Genomic DNA, 17,046 nt, shown 5'->3' with positions numbered 1-17,046 from the left:
GCGTACCGCTGAGAAAGTGATTTTAAGGGCTGTGGGGCGTTTCCGTAGATGGCAAGATGCCCTCGGTCATTGTGTTTCACTAGGTAAATAATTCAATAAAATCAATAATTTAATAAATTTATGAACAGGGCGACCCTGACCTTCTGTGCTTAACTGTTTTGAGTTAAATGCCAAACAGTTGAAGGGGGTGGCTCATGGATTTAGGGATCAATCGGCAGGCCCCGGTACCGGTGGTTCAGCAAATTGTCAGCGCCATTGCCGCATGGATTCGGGAGAGTGGGGTCAGCCCCGGGACGCGCCTGCCTTCCATCCGGCAACTGGCCCATGACAACCTGCTCAGTCAATCCAGTGTGATCGAGGCCCTTGAGCGAATGGTGGCCGCAGGGGTGCTGGCCTCAAGGGCCGGCTCCGGGTTTGTGATCGCCGCGCAACCGGTTGCCAGCACTCCCCTGGGGGAATACCAGTGGTATGAAGGGGCGGAGCGCCGGTGGGGGGCCTTTACCGATAACCAGTTGGGTGAGTTGAAGCTGGGGTGTGGCTGGCTTCCGGATGCCTGGCGTGAAAGCGATGACATCAGTTACGCCATCCGCGAAATCAGCCGTACCGACACCGCGGGCGTCTTCAGTTACAGCACCCCTCTCGGGCTGCCGGCGTTGCGCGAACAATTGCACAAGCGCCTGACGCAGATCCAGGTGAGCACCACTGCCGAGCGGATCCTCACCACCCACGGCGCCAGCCATGCGCAGGACTTGTTGATACGCACCTTGCTCAAGGCTGGCGATACGGTGGTGGTTGAAACCCCTGGCTACGGCAACCTTTATCGTCAGTTGGCTTTCCACGGTGTCACGATGCTGGAGGTTCCCAGGGCCCGCAGTGGCCCGGACATCCAGGCCCTGGAAGCGCTGCTGGTGACCCACCGTCCAAAGTGCCTGTTCATCCATAGCCTTTACCACAACCCGACCGGCACCAGCCTTTCGCTGGCGGTGGCCGAACGTCTGTTGCATCTGGCCCATAGCCGGGACTTCCTGATTGTCGAGGAAGATGTCTATGGCGACCTGCAGCACGCCTCGTGTGTCCGGCTGGCGGCGCTACCCCATGATGATCGGGTGATTTACGTCTCGAGTTTTTCCAAGACCCTGAGCAGCGCGCTACGGGTGGGCTATCTCACGGGCAGTACCGCGCTCATCACTCGTTTGCTCAAGCTCAAGACCCTGACCGGTATCGGCACCTCCCGCTTCGCTGAGGCGGTGGTGGCGAGCCTGTTGGCCAACGGCACCTACCGCAAATGGCTGCAACGCCTGCGCAGGCGGTTGAGCGCGGAGATGGCCAAGACCCTGCAGGTGCTGGAGGACGAAGAGTGGGAGGTCTTTGCGGTGCCCGCGGGCGGCATGTTTGTTTGGGCCCGCCCGCAGGCGGGGGGCGCGGCAATGTTGCACGCGAGGGCCAGACGGCTGGGGGTCTTGCTGTCTTCCGGGGAGTTGTTCAGCCCTGTCGGCGAGCACGCAGACTGGCTGCGGATCAATGTGGCCTATGCCGGCGATCATCGAGCGTTGGCGTTGTTCAAGGCCATGGGGCCTGCGGGATCGACCTCTACCATCCTGAAAACGACGGGCGTGTAGCTTTTTGCCATTATTGTGGCGCCAACGTCTTGTGTTGCGGGGCCTGGGGTTGCGAATCTCGTCCCATGGAAACCCGGCATGCTGGCATTCGCCACGCCAAGAGGACTTTGCGCAATGATTTCGGCCGTGCAACGACGATTTGCCAACCTTGGGCTGGCGAGGAAGCTGGGGCTGGGGTTTGCCCTGGTATTGCTGTTGACTGCACTGGTGGCGGCGATTGGTGTGTGGTCCCTGCAAAGTGTTGGCCAGCGTTTTGTGGGGCTCAAGGGCATGTCCTCGCTCAATCAGGGGCTGCTGAATGTGCGCTTGATCGAGCAGGAGTATGCGCTGCGCACCGATACCAAGTCGGTCGAGGCCCTGCATGAACGGGTTGACAGCCTGGTAGCCGAAGCCCTGGCACTCGACATGACCGAGGTCGAGCAGGCCCTGGGCGCCTATCGCAAGGCGTTTGACGAGTTTGTCGAGCTGACCCAGGCCAAGGACCTGGCGCTGGAAATGGCCAGTTGGTCGGTGTCCAGTGTCGCCAACAACCTTGATGTATTGCAGGCCGGCCTGGCCGACGACGGGGCTTATGGCCTCAAGGAAAGCCAGGGCAAGGAGGGGGCTGAGTTTATCGAGCAGGCCGGGCAGGTGGGGCAGGTTTCGCGCCTGATGTTGCAGGCCATGAATGAAGCGCGGGTGCGCCTGGATCAAAGCCGCAAGGGTGATGAGGACAGTGCCGGGCAAGGCCGTATAGAACAGGCCGATCATGCCCTGGCCCAGGCTGAACAACTGAAGACCCTGGTCAAGGACCCCGGCTATCAGACCGTACTCAGCGAAGTGGTCGGGCATATTGGCGCCTTTAGCGAAAAACTCACCGAATACACTGACCTGCTCGCCCAGGAGAAGATCGTCTACCAGCAATTGCATGAGCGGGCGGCGCAGGTGGTTTCGCAGGTCAACCGGGCCTATGCCGAGCAGGACCAGTCGATGCAGGCGCAGTTGGCCGAAAGTAGCTTGCTGATCATTGTTTCCTCGGCCCTGGCCTTGTTGGTCGGGGTGATTGCTGCGTGGCTGATTACCCGCTTGATCGTGATGCCACTGCGCAGTGTGATCGCCGTGGCCCGGCAGATCGCCGCCGGGGATCTCAGCGGGCGCATGGATGTGAGCCGACAGGATGAAATGGGCCAGTTGATGCAGGCGATGCAGCAGATGGGCAGCGGCCTGAGTAGCATGGTCAGCGGGTTGCAAGCGGGGATTGAGCAATTGGCCAGCTCGGCCCAGTCGCTGTCCAGCGTGACCGAGCAGACCAATATCGAAGTCAGCAGCCAGAAAGAAGAAACCGAGCAGGTCGCCACCGCCATGAACCAGATGGCCGCCACGGTGCACGATGTGGCACGCAATGCCGAGCAGGCCGCGCAAGCGGCGCAGACCGCCGACGACAAGGTCGACAGTGGTCAGCAGGTGGTGCGCCAGAGCCTGCAGCGTATCGAGTTGCTGGCCAGTTCCGCGACATCCGCCAGTACCAGCATCGAGAGCCTGAGCGCGGAAATCCAGAACATCGGCAGCGTCTTGGAGGTGATCAAAAGCGTCGCCGAGCAAACCAACCTGCTGGCGCTCAACGCCGCCATCGAGGCGGCACGCGCTGGCGAGCAAGGGCGCGGCTTTGCGGTGGTTGCCGATGAAGTGCGGGCGCTGGCCAGGCGCACCCAGCAATCGACAGAGGAAATCGAACGCCTGGTAAGTACCTTGCGCAGTGCCGCGCAGTCTTCAGTGCGTGATATCCAGCACAGCGGTGAACTGGTGAAGCTGGCCGTCAGCGATGCCCTGGAAACCGAAAGCGCCTTGGGCAGCATTGCCGCAGCGGTCTCGCTGATCCAACAAATGAACCAGCAGATCGCGGCCGCGGCCGAACAGCAGAGCTCGGTGGCCGAAGAGATCAACCGCAGCGTCACCAGCATTCGCGCCAGTGCCGATCAATCGGCGCTTAGCATGCAGGGGAACGCCGCCTCGAGTATCGAGTTGGCGCAACTGGGGGCGGAGCTCAAGGGCATGGTGGGGCATTTTCGGCTGTGATCTGAATTAGCCGCGCTGGGGGTTGTTGTGGTGAGAGGGCTAGCCTTCTCGCCACAACAGCCTTGTCGCCTCAGGCGTGATTGGCCAGAAAGGTGAGCAGCGCTTCGTTGACGAAATCAGGGTTTTCCCGGCTGGAAATATGCCCAGCGTCCGGGATCAATACCAGGTCGCAACCGATCAGGTCAGCCATTTCCTGTGCTTCTGCAGGTGGGCGTGGCTGGTCATCGGTGCCACACATTACCAATGTCGTATTGGGGTCCAGGCGGGACAAACCTTCCAGTGCATCGTCACGACCAAAGATCAGGCGGCCCAGGGGCACGATGCTGTGTAGCAGGCGGTCCCGGGGCAGGGCACGCAGGGACTGGCGGAAGTCCTGATACAGCGCAGAGTCGGGGTCGATACCGGGGCGGAAGAAGATCGGTACGATGATATCCAGTAGCGCATCAGAGATAGCCCCCGTGGCCTCAATCGCGCTGAGCAGTGCGAAGTATTTTTCGCGGGTAGCCTCAGGCTCTGCGCCCAGATAGGTGTCCATCAGCACCAGGCTATTGACCCGCTCGGGCGCCAGCAACGCCAGCGGGGCGCCCCACATGCCGCCGACTGACAAGCCCACCAGGTTGACCTTGGCAACGCCCAGGTGGTCCAGCAATGCCAGGGTCTGGCGCGCCAGGTCGTCCAGGCTGTGGGTCTGTGCTGGCATTGGGCCGGACTCTCCGTGGCCCCATAGCTCCGGCACGATCACTCGGTACTGTTGCGACAGCGCGGCAATCTGCGGGGCCCACATCTGCTGGTCCCACAGGTAGCTATGGCCGAGCAGGACAGCCGGGCCAGAGCCTTGGTCCACGTAGTGCAAGGGTTGGTCATCAATGATGGCGACAGGCATGGCGGGCCTCCTTGGTCAAGCGCATGAAGTGCACTTTTGTACGCGAATTATAGAAGAGGGGATAGCCGCAGGATGATGGCACCGAGTGCAGGAAATGCACCCGGTGACTCAGCACAGGAGGGGATCAATCGTAGATGACTTTCTTTTTCCATTCGGCATCCGCGTCATCGGCTTTCAAGCCTGAGGTCAGTTCATTGACTTCTTCTGCGGTCTGCTGGCTGTTGGTCAGCACCATGGAGTTGGCGCGTGCCAATTGTTTTTCCAGGAGTTGCAAGTGCTGGCTGTAGGTGGCCGGCTCGGGCTGCTTGCGCAGGTATTGCACGCCGCGCTCGAAGGCCAGGCGTGCCTGGCCGGGCTGCGCCTGTTGCAATGCGTGTTGGCCCAGATTGTTGAAGAACTCGATATGCAGCAGCACCAGCAGGTGACGGATCTCACGGATCCAGTGCTTGGCCTCATTGGTGGGCAGAAAACCGTCCTGGGCGGCGCGGGTGACCTGGCCGTGCAGGGCTTCGAGCAGGAAGCGCACATCCTTGGCTTTGGCTTCGGTCTGGATCGGCCCCGGGGGGTTGTTCACCGGGATCGATTCGCCCTGGCCCACGAGAGCTTCCAGCTCGGCAATACGTGCCTTGATGGTTGCGCTGGATTTGTTGAGGTGGAGCATGCGTTGGTTGACGTTCAGTTCCAGGCGGGTCAGCAGCAGCTTGAGCTGCGGCGTCATCAGTTGGCCGGGGAACGTCTCGGTGATCTCGCCACAGCGGCGCAGCCGATCGTTGAGCTCTATCTGGGCCCGGGCTTTTTCCAGTTTGTTGTTTTCCACCACATGGTTCATGTAGCCAATGGCGATCAGTATTACGATCCCGGCTATTACCAGCAGGGTGATCATGAGTGGTGTCACCGGTGTGACCTCTTTATAGGATGTGCGTTGAAGTGTAGTGATTGGCGCATGCGGCGGATAGGACTCTTCGACGAGATGAGTCAGTGCTTTCACCTGTATATGTAGGTATCGTCTGTATAGATGCACATTGCCATCATTTGCCGGGCAGGACTATAACGCCTTGTCGGGCGCCAGAATATAGGCGCCAAAGCCTGGACGGCGAGAAACCCCGGCAGTGCCTGTAAAGCATGGCGAAGTCATTGATTTAAATAAATTTATCCTTGGGGGTTGACGACCTTTCAATCCATCCATAGAATGCGCGCCACTTACAGCGTAAAGCACACAGCGAAACGCGGTAGGGAGTGAATGTTGTACGTGTGTCCCCTTCGTCTAGTGGCCTAGGACACCGCCCTTTCACGGCGGTAACAGGGGTTCGAGTCCCCTAGGGGACGCCATTGCGGGAATAGCTCAGTTGGTAGAGCACGACCTTGCCAAGGTCGGGGTCGCGAGTTCGAGTCTCGTTTCCCGCTCCATTTTTAAACAGTGTGGCTTTCGGGCGGCACTGAGTGAAACCAGGACCAAGTCTTCGGACAAGGCCTCTGGGCACTGGAATACACACCATGTGTTTCAGTTAGCGTGTCCCCTTCGTCTAGTGGCCTAGGACACCGCCCTTTCACGGCGGTAACAGGGGTTCGAGTCCCCTAGGGGACGCCATTTGCGGGAATAGCTCAGTTGGTAGAGCACGACCTTGCCAAGGTCGGGGTCGCGAGTTCGAGTCTCGTTTCCCGCTCCATATTCAACAAAAACGCCGATCAGAAATGATCGGCGTTTTTGTTTGTCCGGGATTTAAACTCGCAGTCAATGGACCCGCCGCAAGAGCGGGTCCAGGCCTTGGCTCAGAGTTTCGGTAACTGCCCGATACGCCCCATCATTTCGGTGACGATCTGCAGGTCCAGCAGGAACTGCTCGGTGGTCTTGAACTCGTTGTCGGTGTGCCCGGTGTACTTGGCGTCCGGCCGGGCCAGGCCGAATTGCACGCCATTGGGCAGATCATGCACGGACGTTGCGCCAGCGGAGGTGCCGAACTTGGATTCCATGCCCAGGTTTTCCGTGGCCACGGCCAGCAGTGCCTTGACCCATTCACCTTCGGGGTTGCGATACATCGGTGCGGCCACCGAGTAATCAAAGGTCGGCGAAATATGGGTCTTGTTACTCCAGGCGCTAAGCTTGTCGGCGATCTCTTTCTTGAGCGTTTCCGGGGATTTGCCTTTTGGTACCCGCAGGTTGACCGCCAGCTTGAAGGCCTTGTCATCCATGCCGACAAACGTCAGGGATGTGGTCAACGGCCCCATGAACGCGTCGGAAAAGCCCACGCCCAATTTGCCACCCAGGTAATCCAGGCCCCAGTTATCGGCGGCGTAGCGCGCAGCGTCGGTGATCTCGTTGTGCTTGAGTGCAACCTTGCCGTCCAGGCTGTTGATAAAGACCAGCATCCGCGCCACTGGGTTGATACCGGATTCGGGCTCGGAAGAGTGGGCTGACACCCCGGTAACGGTGAGCTTGACGTCTTTGCCATCAACCTTGGCATCCACCGTGAAATCGCCACCATTGGCCTTGGCAAATGCAGTGCCGGCCTGTTGCAGGCTGGCGGCCAGCTCGGCAGGTTTATCGCTGCGCAATGTGGCTACTGACGCCGAAGGAATCTGGTTGGTTGCGAGGCCGCCGGTCATGGCGATGATTTCGGCGCCCTTGCCATCGGCCTTGCGCTTGGCAAAGGTCGCCATGACCGTGCCATAACCTTTCTCGGCGATGACGACCGGGTAGCCGCCATCCAGCGCCAGGTTGTAGTTCGGCGTTGGGTTGTGTTCAAAGTAGTAGGGGATGGCGTCGCCGGTGGTTTCTTCGGTGGTGTCTACCAGCAGCTTGAAGTTGCGCGCCAGTGGCAGGTTTTCTTCCTTGATCACTTTCATGGCATACAGCGTTACCACGATACCGTTCTTGTCATCTTCGGTGCCGCGGCCATACATGCGATCGCCAATCAATGTGACCTTAAAGGGGTCGAGTCGGGTGCCGTCTTTCAACACCCAGTTTTCCGGTGTTACCGGCACCACGTCGGCGTGGGCGTGAATGCCGACCACTTCGTCGCCGGCACCTTCCAGGGAGATTTCGTAGACGCGATCATCGATATTGCGAAAACTCAGGTTGAAGGACTGCGCCAGGGCCATGATTTTTTCGGCAATCTTTTTGAATTCGGGGTTGTCGTGCTGGGCAACACCCTCAACCTGGAAGGTCGGGATGGCCACCAGTTCACGCAGGGTTTCGGTGGCGGCTGCACCGTATTTCACCCGGGCATAGAGGCCTAGCAGGCGATGGATATCGTTCTGTTGCTCGGCGGTCAGCGGCTTGTTGTCGAGAAAGGCAGTGATGGCCGGGCCCAGATTGGCGGATTTCGCCATGTCGCTTTTGCCCAGGTTGCCGAGGAACGTACGGAAGTCCTTGATCGAGGCGTCATTCAGCGTTTTGAGAATAGTCGCACTCTGTTGCGGGTTGATGCTGGCGACGGCAGACACACTAATTGAAGACAGGCTGGCGACCATCAGGGTGGCGGCGGCCAGGTGCTTGAGGGAGAAGTCCATTGCTGGGGCATTCCTTTGCAGGTGGTGAGTAAGAAGTTTCCGATTTTTATGTCGGAAATATTTTCACACACTAGCACCACCCACCCGCTGGAGGGGAGCCCCCCGGCAGGGTGATGTCCTATCTCAATAAGAAAACGCCGCCCGCCACCAGCCTGTCAGTCCAGGCTGTAGCGCACCGACAGCGTGCCCTTTTTCTCCGACAGGCCGAGGATCGTGACCTGGCCTACCTGGGCGAGGGCTTGTACATGCGTGCCGCCGCAGGCGTAGGCCGGCAGGTCACCGAAACCGACTTCCCGGGTGCCGCCGTCCAGCGTCATATGGCGTGGCAGGTCGGCGCCGATCCATTGGTTGACCTGTTCCTGCAAGGCATCAGCTTGCATGTCTTGGGCCGATTCCCCACGGATAAAACTGATCTTGCCTTCACCGGGCCAGTGGTGGGCCTTGATCGGCATCCAGCCCAGGGTTTCACCGGCATTGCCGATCAAGTGCCCGGCAGAATGCAGGCGTGTATGCAGGGTGCGACGTTGGCCGTCGACCCGCGCTTGCACGGGGCCAAGTGCGACGGGCTGGTCGACGTAGTGCACGATGCGCTCTGCTTCCTGCACTACTTTCAATACGGTGCTTTGTCCCAGCCAGCCCGTGTCAAAGGGTTGACCGCCCCCCTGGGGGTGGAAAATGGTGGACTGCAGGACTACCGCAAACTGCTGCTCAACGGGCGTGCACTCCAGCACATCAACATCGGCAACCAGGTGGTCATGGGTAAAAAACAGGCGCTGGGTCATCGTCTACATCCGCATCAGGGTTCTACACAGCAGTATAAGTAGTGCGCCAATGGGTGATAATCCGCTGAAATCTCAATGGACTTGTGCGTCATGAGCATCAATCTTCCTTTGCCACTGCTGGGCGAAATGGCGATTTTCGTCAGGGTGGTAGAAACCGGCAGTTTCTCTGCAGCAGCGCGCCAACTGGGGGCTTCGCCGTCGGCGGTGAGCCGCAGCATCTCGCGCCTGGAAAAGGCCCTGGCTACCCGGCTATTGCAGCGCACCACGCGCAAGCTGCGCTTGAGCGAAGGGGGCGAAGAAGTCTTCAAGCGCTGCCAGGACATGGTCAATGCCGCGCGCTCGGTGATGGAAATCAGCGGTCAGTACACCCACGAGGCCGAAGGGCTGGTGCGTATCAGCGTGCCCAAGGCGGTGGGGCGGTTTGTGGTGCACCCGCATATGCCGGAGTTTCTGCGGCGTTATCCCAAGGTCGATGTGCAGTTGATCCTCGAAGATCGGCAGGTAGATTTGATTGATGACAATGTCGACCTGAGCATTCGCATCACCGATAGCCCGCCGCCGGGGTTGGTAGGGCGCCAGTTACTGCCCATCGAGCATCTGCTGTGTGCCACGCCGCAGTATCTGGCTGCCCATGGCACGCCGCTGCATCCCCATGACTTGCTGGAGCACAGTTGTATCTACCTGGGCGAAACCCCTGGGGACGCGCGCTGGAAATTCCGCCAGTCTGGCAAGACAGTGACGGTGGGCGTGCGCGGTCGCTATGCGGCCAATCACACCGGGGTGCGGTTGGATGCGGTGTTGCAGGATGTGGGGATTGGCAGCCTGCCGTATTTCACTGCTCGGCATGCCTTGGAGGAGGGGCGGTTGGTACAGGTGCTGGCGCAATGGGATTTCATTGCCTCGTACCATGGGGATGCCTGGTTGCTGCATTCACCCACGCGGTATTTGCCGCCAAAACTGCGGGTGTTTATCGATTATCTGGTGGAGTGCATGGCCAGGGAACCGACATTGCGCCGGCGGTAGGAGCGCGGTCGGAAATGTGTGCGGGCTTATGTGGGAGCGGGCTTGCCCGCGATGGCGGTGTATCAGTCAACCAATCATCGACTGACACTCAGCCATCGCGGGCAAGCCCGCTCCCACACAAGCCCGCTCTCACATTTGATATTCAGTGTGTTCGGGATCAGTGCTTGGACTGGTCGTGGGGCATGGCCAGCAGCTGTTTTTCCTGGTTCCAGTCGAACGGTTCATCGTTCTGTTCGGCTTCGAAGCGGCGTTCTTCCAGAGCCTGGTACATATCCAGTTCTTCATCGGGCATGAAGTGCAGGCAATCACCGCCGAAGAACCAGAGCAGGTCGCGCGGCACCAGATGGGCAATCTGTGGGTAGCGCAGGATGACCTGGCTCATCATGTCCTGGCCCAGGTATTGGCTTTCGATCGGGTCGATGGGCAGCATGGCCCGCAGTTCATCAAAGCGTTCCAGGAACAGAGCGTGGCTTTCCTCGGGAACCTGTTCGGCTTCGCCGACGGCAACCAGGATACTGCGCAGGTGGTCGAGCAAGACGAGATGATCGGCAACGACGTTGGACACGAGAGTAAGTCCTCAAAAGCAAAAACGGGCGCGAGAGTATATAGCTCTCGCGCCCGCTTTTATATGACCGCCGGTATCAGCGGACTCGGCCAGGTGCCTGGGCCAACTCCTCTTTGCTGAAGTCATCCACGTCGATCACCTTGCGCCGCGCCGCTTCCGCGTCGCGCAGGGTTTGTGCTTCGGCCGGTTGCAGCACGCCAGCTTCCAGTGCGGCATCGATGGCGTGTTCCCCGGCCCGTGGCTTGACCTGCCCGCTCTTGAGGGCGGCGTGCAGTGTTTTTTGCAACGGATGGCTGGCACCCAGCAGGTCGTAGGCATGTTGCAGCGCGCCAACCGGATCTTCCGCCGACTGTGGACGGTAGCAGCCTGCCAGCAGCTCTTCGAGGGTCGGATCGCCCTTGGCGCGTCCAATCACCGCCGCGACTTCGGCGTCCAGCGCATCGGATGGGCCTTTGTGGCGACGACCGAACGGGAACACGATGACCCGCATCAGGCAGCCCAGCACTTTGTTGGGGAAGTTGCTGAGCAACTCATCCAGCGCGCGCTCCGACTGGCCAAGGCTTTCCTCCATGGCCCAGGCAAACAGCGGTTCCAGATGGTCCGGGGAGTCGAGGTCGTGGTAACGCTTGAGCGCCGCCGACGCCAGGTACATATGGCTGAGCACGTCGCCCAGCCGTGCCGACAGGCGTTCGCGTCGTTTCAACTCGCCACCCAGCAGCATCATGCTCAGGTCCGCAAGCAGGGCGAACGCCGCGGCCTGGCGATTGAGCGCACGGAAGTAGCCCTGGCTCAAACGGTTGCCTGGAGCTTTTTCGAAGTGACCCAGGCCCAGGTTCAACACCAGGGTGCTGGCGGCGTTGCTTACGGCAAAGCCGATATGCTGCATCAACAAGCCATCGAACTCCTTGAGCGCCTGGTCGCGGTCTTCACGACCGGCCAGGGCCATTTCCTTGAGCACGAACGGGTGGCAGCGGATCGCGCCCTGGCCGAAGATCATCAGATTGCGCGAAAGGATGTTCGCACCTTCGACGGTGATGAAAATCGGCGCCCCTTGCCAGCTGCGACCCAGATAGTTATTGGGGCCCATGATGATGCCCTTGCCGCCGTGCACATCCATGGCGTGGCTGATGCACTCGCGACCGCGCTCGGTCAGGTGGTACTTGAGGATCGCCGAGAGCACCGAGGGTTTCTCCCCCAGGTCGACGGCATTGGCGGTGAGCATCCGTGCGCTGTCCATCAGCCAGGCATTGCCGCCGATTCGGGCCAGGGCTTCCTGGATGCCTTCGAAGGCGGAAAGTGGCACGTTGAACTGCTCACGCACCTGGGCGTACTGGCCAGTCACCAGGCTGGTGAACTTGGCCGCACCAGTACCCACCGCCGGCAGGGAAATCGAACGGCCAACCGACAGGCAGTTCATCAGCATCATCCAGCCCTTGCCGAGCATCTCCTGGCCGCCGATCAGGAAGTCCAGGGGAATGAATACATCCTTGCCGGAGTTGGGGCCGTTCATGAAGGCGGCGCCCAGGGGCAGGTGACGGCGGCCGATTTCCACGCCAGGGGTATCGGTGGGGATCAGGGCCAGGCTGATGCCCAGGTCTTCTTCTTCACCCAGCAGGTGATCCGGGTCATGGGCCTTGAAGGCCAGGCCGAGCAGGGTCGCGACCGGGCCCAGGGTGATATAGCGTTTTTCCCAGTTCAGGCGCAGGCCGAGGGTTTCCTTGCCTTCCCATTCGCCTTTGCAGATCACCCCGGTGTCGGGCATCGCGCCGGCATCGGAACCGGCCAGCGGGCCAGTCAGGGCAAAGCACGGGATATCATCGCCACGGGCCAGGCGTGGCAGGTAATGGTTGCGTTGTTCATCGGTGCCGTAGTGCAGCAGCAGTTCGGCGGGGCCCAGGGAGTTGGGGACCATGACGGTGGAAGCGAGGTCGCCGCTGCGGGTCGCCAGTTTCATCGCCACCTGGGAGTGGGCGTAGGCTGAAAAGCCCTTGCCGCCGTACTCCTTGGGGATGATCAGGGCGAAGAAGCCATGTTGCTTGATATGGTCCCAGGCCGCCGCCGGCAGGTCCATGGCCTGGCCGATTTCCCAGTCGGTGACCATGGCGCACAGCTCTTCGGTAGGGCCATCGATAAAGGCCTGTTCTTCTTCGGTCAACTGCACCTTGGGGTAGGCCAGCAACTTGTCCCAGTCGGGGCGACCGCTGAACAGTTCACCGTCCCACCACACGGTACCGGCGTCGATGGCGTCGCGCTCGGTCTCGGACATTGGCGGCAGTACTTTCTGGAACCAGTTGAACAGCGGTGCGGTGAAATACTGGCGGCGCAGGTCGGGCAGCAGCAGTGGCGCGGCGACTGCCGCCAGCAGGACCCAGAACACCAGCAGCAGCCAGCCCGGCGCATGGCTGAAGGCGCCCATCGCCAACAGATAGACGGCGACCACACCCAGGGCGGGCAGGGGCGCGGTACGACGGTGTGCCAGGTAGGCAATGCCGAGCACCAGAACCAGTATCCACAACAACAGCATATTCAATCCTCCGTGAAACCAGGGGCAGAAGCACCCTCAGAGCTTAGCCGGCATCCGGAAAAGCGGTGTCTGAGGGTGTTACGTGGTGTGGCGGGAAGTGCTCTCCAGTCACAGGCAGCAGGCGCCGACATTTGGCCGAATCGTCGTTATCCCTCGGTCGGGCCTGTGGTTAGACTCCAGGCTCGCCTCGGAGAAAATCCCCATGAATGCGTACTTGAGTCCCAGCCGCTTCATCGATAGTGACCACCCTGCGGTGGTGGAGTTCGCCGAAAAACACCGCGGTGTGAGCCGCGATCCCCGTGACCAGGCAGTCAGCCTGTATTACGCCGTGCGTGAAGCGGTGCGCTACAACCCTTACACCTTCAGTCGCGATCCGCAAACCCTGGCGGGCAGCTACGCCCTGGCCGCCGGGCAGAGTTATTGCGTGCCCAAGGCCACCCTGCTGGCCGCCTGCGCCCGGCATTGCGGCATAGCGTCGCGTATTGGCCTGGCGGACGTGCGCAATCATTTGTCGACCCCGCGCCTGATCGAGTTGCTCAAGAGTGATGTGTTCGCCATGCACGGCTACACCGAACTGTATCTGGACGGGCGCTGGGTCAAGGCCACGCCAGCGTTCAACAGCCAACTGTGCGAATTATTCGATGTGCCGCCACTGGATTTCGACGGGATCAATGACAGTGTGTTTCACCCCTTCAACCGCCAGGGACAGCGCTCCATGGAGTACGTGGTGGACCATGGGCAATTTGCCGAGGTGCCCGAGGAATTCTTCTTTTCCCACCTGGAGAAATGTTACCCACACCTGTTTGGCGAGCAGTCGCCGAAAGTGTTAGGCGATATGCAGAGTGATTTGAGTCGCGGCTGAACCGGCGTATGCTGCTGCGGCATTCATCCACTGGGAGGCGGTCATGCTGAAGATCTGGGGTCGTAAAAATTCGTCAAACGTCAGGAAGGCACTGTGGTGCGCCGAGGAGCTCGGCCTGGACTATGAGGCAATTGATGCGGGCGGGGCCTTTGGTGTGGTCGATACGCCGCGATATCGGGCGCTGAACCCTAATGGCCGGGTGCCGATGATCGAGGACGGCGAGTTCGTGTTGTGGGAATCCAACACCATCGTGCGTTACCTCTGCGCCAAACAGGCATCGAGCTGGTACCCCACGGATCTGCAGGCGCGAGCCAGCGCCGAGAAGTGGATGGATTGGACCACTTCGACCTTTGCCGAACCGTTCAAGACGGTGTTCTGGGGCATTCTGCGGACCCCGGCCGAGCAACAGAACTGGGACAACATCCATGCCGGGCGCAAGGCCTGTATCGAGGTGTTGAATACCGTGGACCAGGCCCTGGCCGAGCAGCCCTACCTGTCCGGCAGCGAGATCGGCATGGGTGACATTCCCCTGGGCAGCTTTATCTATGCCTGGTTCGAGATGCCTATCGAGCGCCCGTCGATGCCCCATCTGGAAGCGTGGTACCAGCGTTTGCAGCAACGCCCGGCCTATCAAAAAGCGGTTATGACCGCGTTGACTTAATACTGACTATTAATACAGGTGACTGTACTTGTGCGGCGCGGGCAAGCACCATGCTTGCCGTGCGCCGCAGTTGTATTGCGTAGGGCGCGCCCTTATCTATTCTTTCTATTCCCTTCCTTGGTGCGTAATCCGATATGAGTTCCGCTCTGTCCATCCGGCAGCTAACCAAAACCTACGGCAACGGTTTCCAGGCCCTGAGTGGTATCGATCTGGATGTCGCTGAAGGTGACTTTTTTGCGTTGCTCGGCCCCAACGGTGCCGGCAAATCCACCACCATCGGCATTCTGTCGACCCTGGTCAACAAGACCAGTGGCACGGTCAATATCTTTGGTCACGACCTGGACAAATCCCCGGCTGCCCTCAAGCGCAGCATTGGCGTGGTACCCCAGGAGTTCAACTTCAACCAGTTTGAAAAGACCTTCGATATCGTAGTGACCCAGGCCGGTTACTACGGCATCCCGCCGAAGGTCGCCAAGGAGCGCGCCGAGCAGTACCTGACCCAACTGGGGTTGTGGGACAAGCGCGACGTGCCATCACGTTCCCTGTCCGGCGGCATGAAGCGGCGCCTGATGATCGCCCGTGCCCTGGTGCACGAGCCGCGCCTGCTGATCCTCGACGAGCCGACGGCGGGGGTGGACATTGAGTTGCGTCGCTCGATGTGGACCTTCCTCACCGAACTGAACCAGAAAGGCATCACCATCATCCTCACCACCCATTACCTGGAAGAGGCTGAACAGTTGTGCCGCAACATCGGCATCATCGACCACGGCACCATTGTCGAAAACACCAGCATGCGCAACCTGCTGGGCCAGTTGCATGTGGAGACGTTCCTCCTCGACCTGAAGAACAACCTGTCGGTGCCGCCGCAACTGATCGGCTACCCAACCCGCCTGGTAGACAGCCATACCCTGGAAGTACAGGTCGATAAAGCTGTGGGCATCACCGCGCTGTTCAGCCAGTTGGCCTTGCAGAATATTGAGGTGTTGAGCCTGCGTAACAAAACCAATCGCCTTGAGGAGTTGTTCGTGTCCCTGGTGGAGAAAAATCTGGCGAAGGTGGCGGTATGAGTTCCGAGTTCCAACCCAACCTGGTAGCGCTCAACACCATTGTCTACCGCGAAGTGAAGCGCTTCATGCGCATCTGGCCGCAGACCCTGCTACCGCCAGCGATCACCATGGTCCTGTACTTCGTGATCTTCGGGAACCTGATCGGCCGGCAGATTGGCGACATGGGCGGCTTCACCTACATGGAGTACATCGTGCCGGGGCTGATCATGATGTCGGTGATCACCAACTCCTACGGCAACGTGGTGTCGAGTTTCTTTGGCAGCAAGTTCCAGCGCTCCATCGAAGAACTGATGGTCTCGCCGGTCTCGCCGCACACCATCCTGATCGGCTACACCCTGGGCGGCGTATTGCGCGGCCTGATGGTCGGGGCGATTGTGACGGTGCTGTCGATGTTCTTCACCGACCTGCAGGTGCATCACCTGGGGGTGACCATCCTGGTGGTGGTGCTGACGGCGACGATCTTCTCGCTGCTGGGCTTTATCAACGCAGTGTTTGCGCGCAACTTCGATGATATTTCGATCATCCCGACCTTTGTGCTGACCCCGCTGACCTACCTGGGCGGGGTGTTTTATTCGATCACCTTGCTGCCGCCGTTCTGGCAGACCGTGTCGATGGCCAACCCGGTGTTGCATATGGTCAATGCCTTTCGCTACGGGATCCTCGGGGTGTCGGATATCAAGATCAGCGTGGCGATCACCTTCATGATCGTGGCGACGGTGGTGTTGTATATCGGCTGCGCGCGGTTGCTGGTGAGCGGGCGTGGTATGCGTACCTAAGCAAGGTCTAAAAATGTAGGGGCTGGCTTGTGTGGGAGCGGGCTTGCCCGCGATGGCAGTGGGTCAGTCAACTGTATCTAACCTGACACTCCGCTATCGCGGGCAAGCCCGCTCCTACACAAACCTGCTCTCACATTTGGATTTGTGTGTAGCTCAGGGCTGCAGGGCGATTTCGATCAGTTCATGCAGTTCTTCGACCCGCATCGGCGCAGCGCCAAACAGAATCCGAAACACCGTCGGCGCCGCCAGCAGATTGATCAGCCGATCCACGCTGGGCAATGCCTGGCCGCTACCCTGGTAACGATCCAGGATCACCTGCAACTGCCCGCCCAGAATGGTCACGCAATACCCCGGCGTCTGGCTGCACTGCACGTCGCGCATCATGTTGCGCCCCGGTTCCGAACTCATCTCGTCCAGATACTGCTCGGCCCAGGCTTGCAGATCGCCGCGCAGGTTGCCGGTGTTGGCCGGCTCGCTGTCCGGGCGCATGCGGGCCAAGGCGAAGTCGGCGAGCAGGGCGGCGAGGTCGCCCCAGCGCCGGTAAATGGTCGACGGAGTGACCCCGGCACGTGCAGCGATTTGCGGCACGGTCACGCTGGCGCGCTCTTGCTCTTGTAGCAATTGGCGCACCGCCGAATGAACTGATTCTTGCACCCGGGCACTACGGCCCCCCGGGCGGAGGCCTTCTTTTATCGCCATGCCAAAACCTTAACACAAAG

Annotated in this window: 14 protein-coding genes, 4 tRNA genes and 1 pseudogene; 12 read left to right on the top strand and 7 right to left on the bottom strand. The window is 60.1% G+C overall.

Going from position 1 to position 17,046, the window contains the following annotated elements:
- Positions 1-194: 194 nt before the first annotated feature.
- The 3 genes and pseudogenes from HKK57_RS01480 to HKK57_RS27235 all read left to right on the top strand — a co-directional run bounded on the left by HKK57_RS01480 (position 195) and on the right by HKK57_RS27235 (position 3,674).
- Positions 195-1,619 (top strand): aminotransferase-like domain-containing protein, encoded by a 1,425-nt coding sequence (locus HKK57_RS01480; RefSeq protein ID WP_133714250.1) that lies wholly within the window; start codon positions 195-197, stop codon positions 1,617-1,619.
- Positions 1,620-1,697: 78 nt separating this feature from the next.
- A pseudogene (locus tag HKK57_RS27240) lies at positions 1,698-2,762 on the top strand (methyl-accepting chemotaxis protein); the annotation flags it as partial.
- Positions 2,757-3,674 (top strand): methyl-accepting chemotaxis protein, encoded by a 918-nt coding sequence (locus HKK57_RS27235; RefSeq protein WP_371128920.1) that lies wholly within the window; start codon positions 2,757-2,759, stop codon positions 3,672-3,674. The pseudogene HKK57_RS27240 and the gene HKK57_RS27235, both read left to right, overlap by 6 nt.
- A 70-nt stretch (positions 3,675-3,744) precedes the next feature.
- Here HKK57_RS27235 and HKK57_RS01470 read toward each other — a convergent pair whose 3' ends face one another.
- Complete coding sequence (locus HKK57_RS01470; RefSeq protein ID WP_029292754.1) at positions 3,745-4,557, bottom strand: alpha/beta fold hydrolase; 813 nt, start codon at positions 4,555-4,557, stop codon at positions 3,745-3,747.
- 124 nt (positions 4,558-4,681) lie between these two features.
- The gene (locus HKK57_RS01465) at positions 4,682-5,452 is read right to left on the bottom strand and encodes a hypothetical protein (protein ID WP_029292756.1); all 771 of its coding nucleotides are present in this window, start codon (positions 5,450-5,452) and stop codon (positions 4,682-4,684) included.
- 358 nt (positions 5,453-5,810) lie between these two features.
- On the opposite strand from HKK57_RS01465, the gene HKK57_RS01460 reads away from it, so the two are divergent.
- The 4 genes from HKK57_RS01460 to HKK57_RS01445 all read left to right on the top strand — a co-directional run bounded on the left by HKK57_RS01460 (position 5,811) and on the right by HKK57_RS01445 (position 6,224).
- Positions 5,811-5,886, top strand: a tRNA-Glu gene (locus HKK57_RS01460).
- A gap of 2 nt (positions 5,887-5,888) precedes the next feature.
- A tRNA-Gly gene (locus HKK57_RS01455) sits at positions 5,889-5,964 on the top strand.
- 105 nt (positions 5,965-6,069) lie between these two features.
- Positions 6,070-6,145, top strand: a tRNA-Glu gene (locus tag HKK57_RS01450).
- A gap of 3 nt (positions 6,146-6,148) precedes the next feature.
- Positions 6,149-6,224 (top strand) — tRNA-Gly (locus HKK57_RS01445).
- Positions 6,225-6,327: 103 nt separating this feature from the next.
- Here HKK57_RS01445 and HKK57_RS01440 read toward each other — a convergent pair.
- Positions 6,328-8,067 carry a dipeptidase gene (locus HKK57_RS01440; RefSeq protein ID WP_169389683.1) on the bottom strand — a complete coding sequence of 580 codons (1,740 nt, stop codon included), beginning with the start codon at positions 8,065-8,067 and terminating at the stop codon, positions 6,328-6,330.
- A gap of 155 nt (positions 8,068-8,222) precedes the next feature.
- On the bottom strand, positions 8,223-8,849 hold the full coding sequence (locus HKK57_RS01435; protein ID WP_092234982.1) for a hypothetical protein: 627 nt from the start codon (positions 8,847-8,849) through the stop codon (positions 8,223-8,225).
- Between the two features lie 90 nt (positions 8,850-8,939).
- Between HKK57_RS01435 and HKK57_RS01430 the strand changes: the two genes are divergently transcribed.
- Positions 8,940-9,872, top strand: a complete 933-nt coding sequence (locus tag HKK57_RS01430; protein WP_029292762.1) for a LysR family transcriptional regulator — start codon at positions 8,940-8,942, stop codon at positions 9,870-9,872.
- 157 nt (positions 9,873-10,029) lie between these two features.
- Here HKK57_RS01430 and HKK57_RS01425 read toward each other — a convergent pair whose 3' ends face one another.
- On the bottom strand, positions 10,030-10,437 hold the full coding sequence (locus HKK57_RS01425; RefSeq protein WP_029292764.1) for a PA2817 family protein: 408 nt from the start codon (positions 10,435-10,437) through the stop codon (positions 10,030-10,032).
- 76 nt (positions 10,438-10,513) lie between these two features.
- Positions 10,514-12,961, bottom strand: a complete 2,448-nt coding sequence (locus HKK57_RS01420; protein ID WP_029292766.1) for an acyl-CoA dehydrogenase — start codon at positions 12,959-12,961, stop codon at positions 10,514-10,516.
- 202 nt (positions 12,962-13,163) lie between these two features.
- Between HKK57_RS01420 and HKK57_RS01415 the strand changes: the two genes are divergently transcribed.
- The 4 genes from HKK57_RS01415 (at position 13,164) to HKK57_RS01400 (ending at position 16,327) form a co-directional block, all read left to right on the top strand.
- Complete coding sequence (locus HKK57_RS01415; protein WP_029292768.1) at positions 13,164-13,823, top strand: transglutaminase-like domain-containing protein; 660 nt, start codon at positions 13,164-13,166, stop codon at positions 13,821-13,823.
- Between the two features lie 43 nt (positions 13,824-13,866).
- The gene (locus HKK57_RS01410) at positions 13,867-14,484 is read left to right on the top strand and encodes a glutathione S-transferase family protein (RefSeq protein WP_104911887.1); all 618 of its coding nucleotides are present in this window, start codon (positions 13,867-13,869) and stop codon (positions 14,482-14,484) included.
- A gap of 134 nt (positions 14,485-14,618) precedes the next feature.
- Positions 14,619-15,551: an ABC transporter ATP-binding protein gene (locus HKK57_RS01405; protein ID WP_092234993.1), complete on the top strand. Its 933-nt coding sequence runs from the start codon at positions 14,619-14,621 to the stop codon at positions 15,549-15,551.
- Positions 15,548-16,327, top strand: a complete 780-nt coding sequence (locus tag HKK57_RS01400) for an ABC transporter permease (RefSeq protein WP_029292774.1) — start codon at positions 15,548-15,550, stop codon at positions 16,325-16,327. The genes HKK57_RS01405 and HKK57_RS01400 overlap by 4 nt, the downstream gene beginning before the upstream one ends.
- A 153-nt stretch (positions 16,328-16,480) precedes the next feature.
- Here HKK57_RS01400 and HKK57_RS01395 read toward each other — a convergent pair whose 3' ends face one another.
- The gene (locus HKK57_RS01395) at positions 16,481-17,026 is read right to left on the bottom strand and encodes a TetR/AcrR family transcriptional regulator (RefSeq protein ID WP_169389682.1); all 546 of its coding nucleotides are present in this window, start codon (positions 17,024-17,026) and stop codon (positions 16,481-16,483) included.
- Positions 17,027-17,046 lie beyond the last annotated feature (20 nt).

The sequence above is a fragment of the Pseudomonas sp. ADAK21 genome (assembly GCF_012935735.1).
GTDB classification, from domain to species: Bacteria; Pseudomonadota; Gammaproteobacteria; order Pseudomonadales; family Pseudomonadaceae; genus Aquipseudomonas; species Aquipseudomonas proteolytica.
This window is presented reverse-complemented; position numbering and strand designations above follow the sequence as displayed.

Excerpts from the sequence above, each read along its gene's own strand:
- HKK57_RS01415 (WP_029292768.1), top strand. The coding sequence starts at position 13,164 with ATGAATGCGTACTTGAGTCCCAGCCGCTTCATCGATAGTGACCACCCT.
- HKK57_RS01470 (WP_029292754.1), bottom strand. The coding sequence starts at position 4,557 with ATGCCTGTCGCCATCATTGATGACCAACCCTTGCACTACGTGGACCAA.
- HKK57_RS01410 (WP_104911887.1), top strand. The coding sequence starts at position 13,867 with ATGCTGAAGATCTGGGGTCGTAAAAATTCGTCAAACGTCAGGAAGGCA.
- HKK57_RS01405 (WP_092234993.1), top strand. The coding sequence starts at position 14,619 with ATGAGTTCCGCTCTGTCCATCCGGCAGCTAACCAAAACCTACGGCAAC.
- HKK57_RS01435 (WP_092234982.1), bottom strand. The coding sequence starts at position 8,849 with ATGACCCAGCGCCTGTTTTTTACCCATGACCACCTGGTTGCCGATGTT.
- HKK57_RS01440 (WP_169389683.1), bottom strand. The coding sequence starts at position 8,067 with ATGGACTTCTCCCTCAAGCACCTGGCCGCCGCCACCCTGATGGTCGCC.
- HKK57_RS01400 (WP_029292774.1), top strand. The coding sequence starts at position 15,548 with ATGAGTTCCGAGTTCCAACCCAACCTGGTAGCGCTCAACACCATTGTC.
- HKK57_RS27235 (WP_371128920.1), top strand. The coding sequence starts at position 2,757 with ATGGATGTGAGCCGACAGGATGAAATGGGCCAGTTGATGCAGGCGATG.
- HKK57_RS01430 (WP_029292762.1), top strand. The coding sequence starts at position 8,940 with ATGAGCATCAATCTTCCTTTGCCACTGCTGGGCGAAATGGCGATTTTC.
- HKK57_RS01395 (WP_169389682.1), bottom strand. The coding sequence starts at position 17,026 with ATGGCGATAAAAGAAGGCCTCCGCCCGGGGGGCCGTAGTGCCCGGGTG.
- HKK57_RS01420 (WP_029292766.1), bottom strand. The coding sequence starts at position 12,961 with ATGCTGTTGTTGTGGATACTGGTTCTGGTGCTCGGCATTGCCTACCTG.
- HKK57_RS01480 (WP_133714250.1), top strand. The coding sequence starts at position 195 with ATGGATTTAGGGATCAATCGGCAGGCCCCGGTACCGGTGGTTCAGCAA.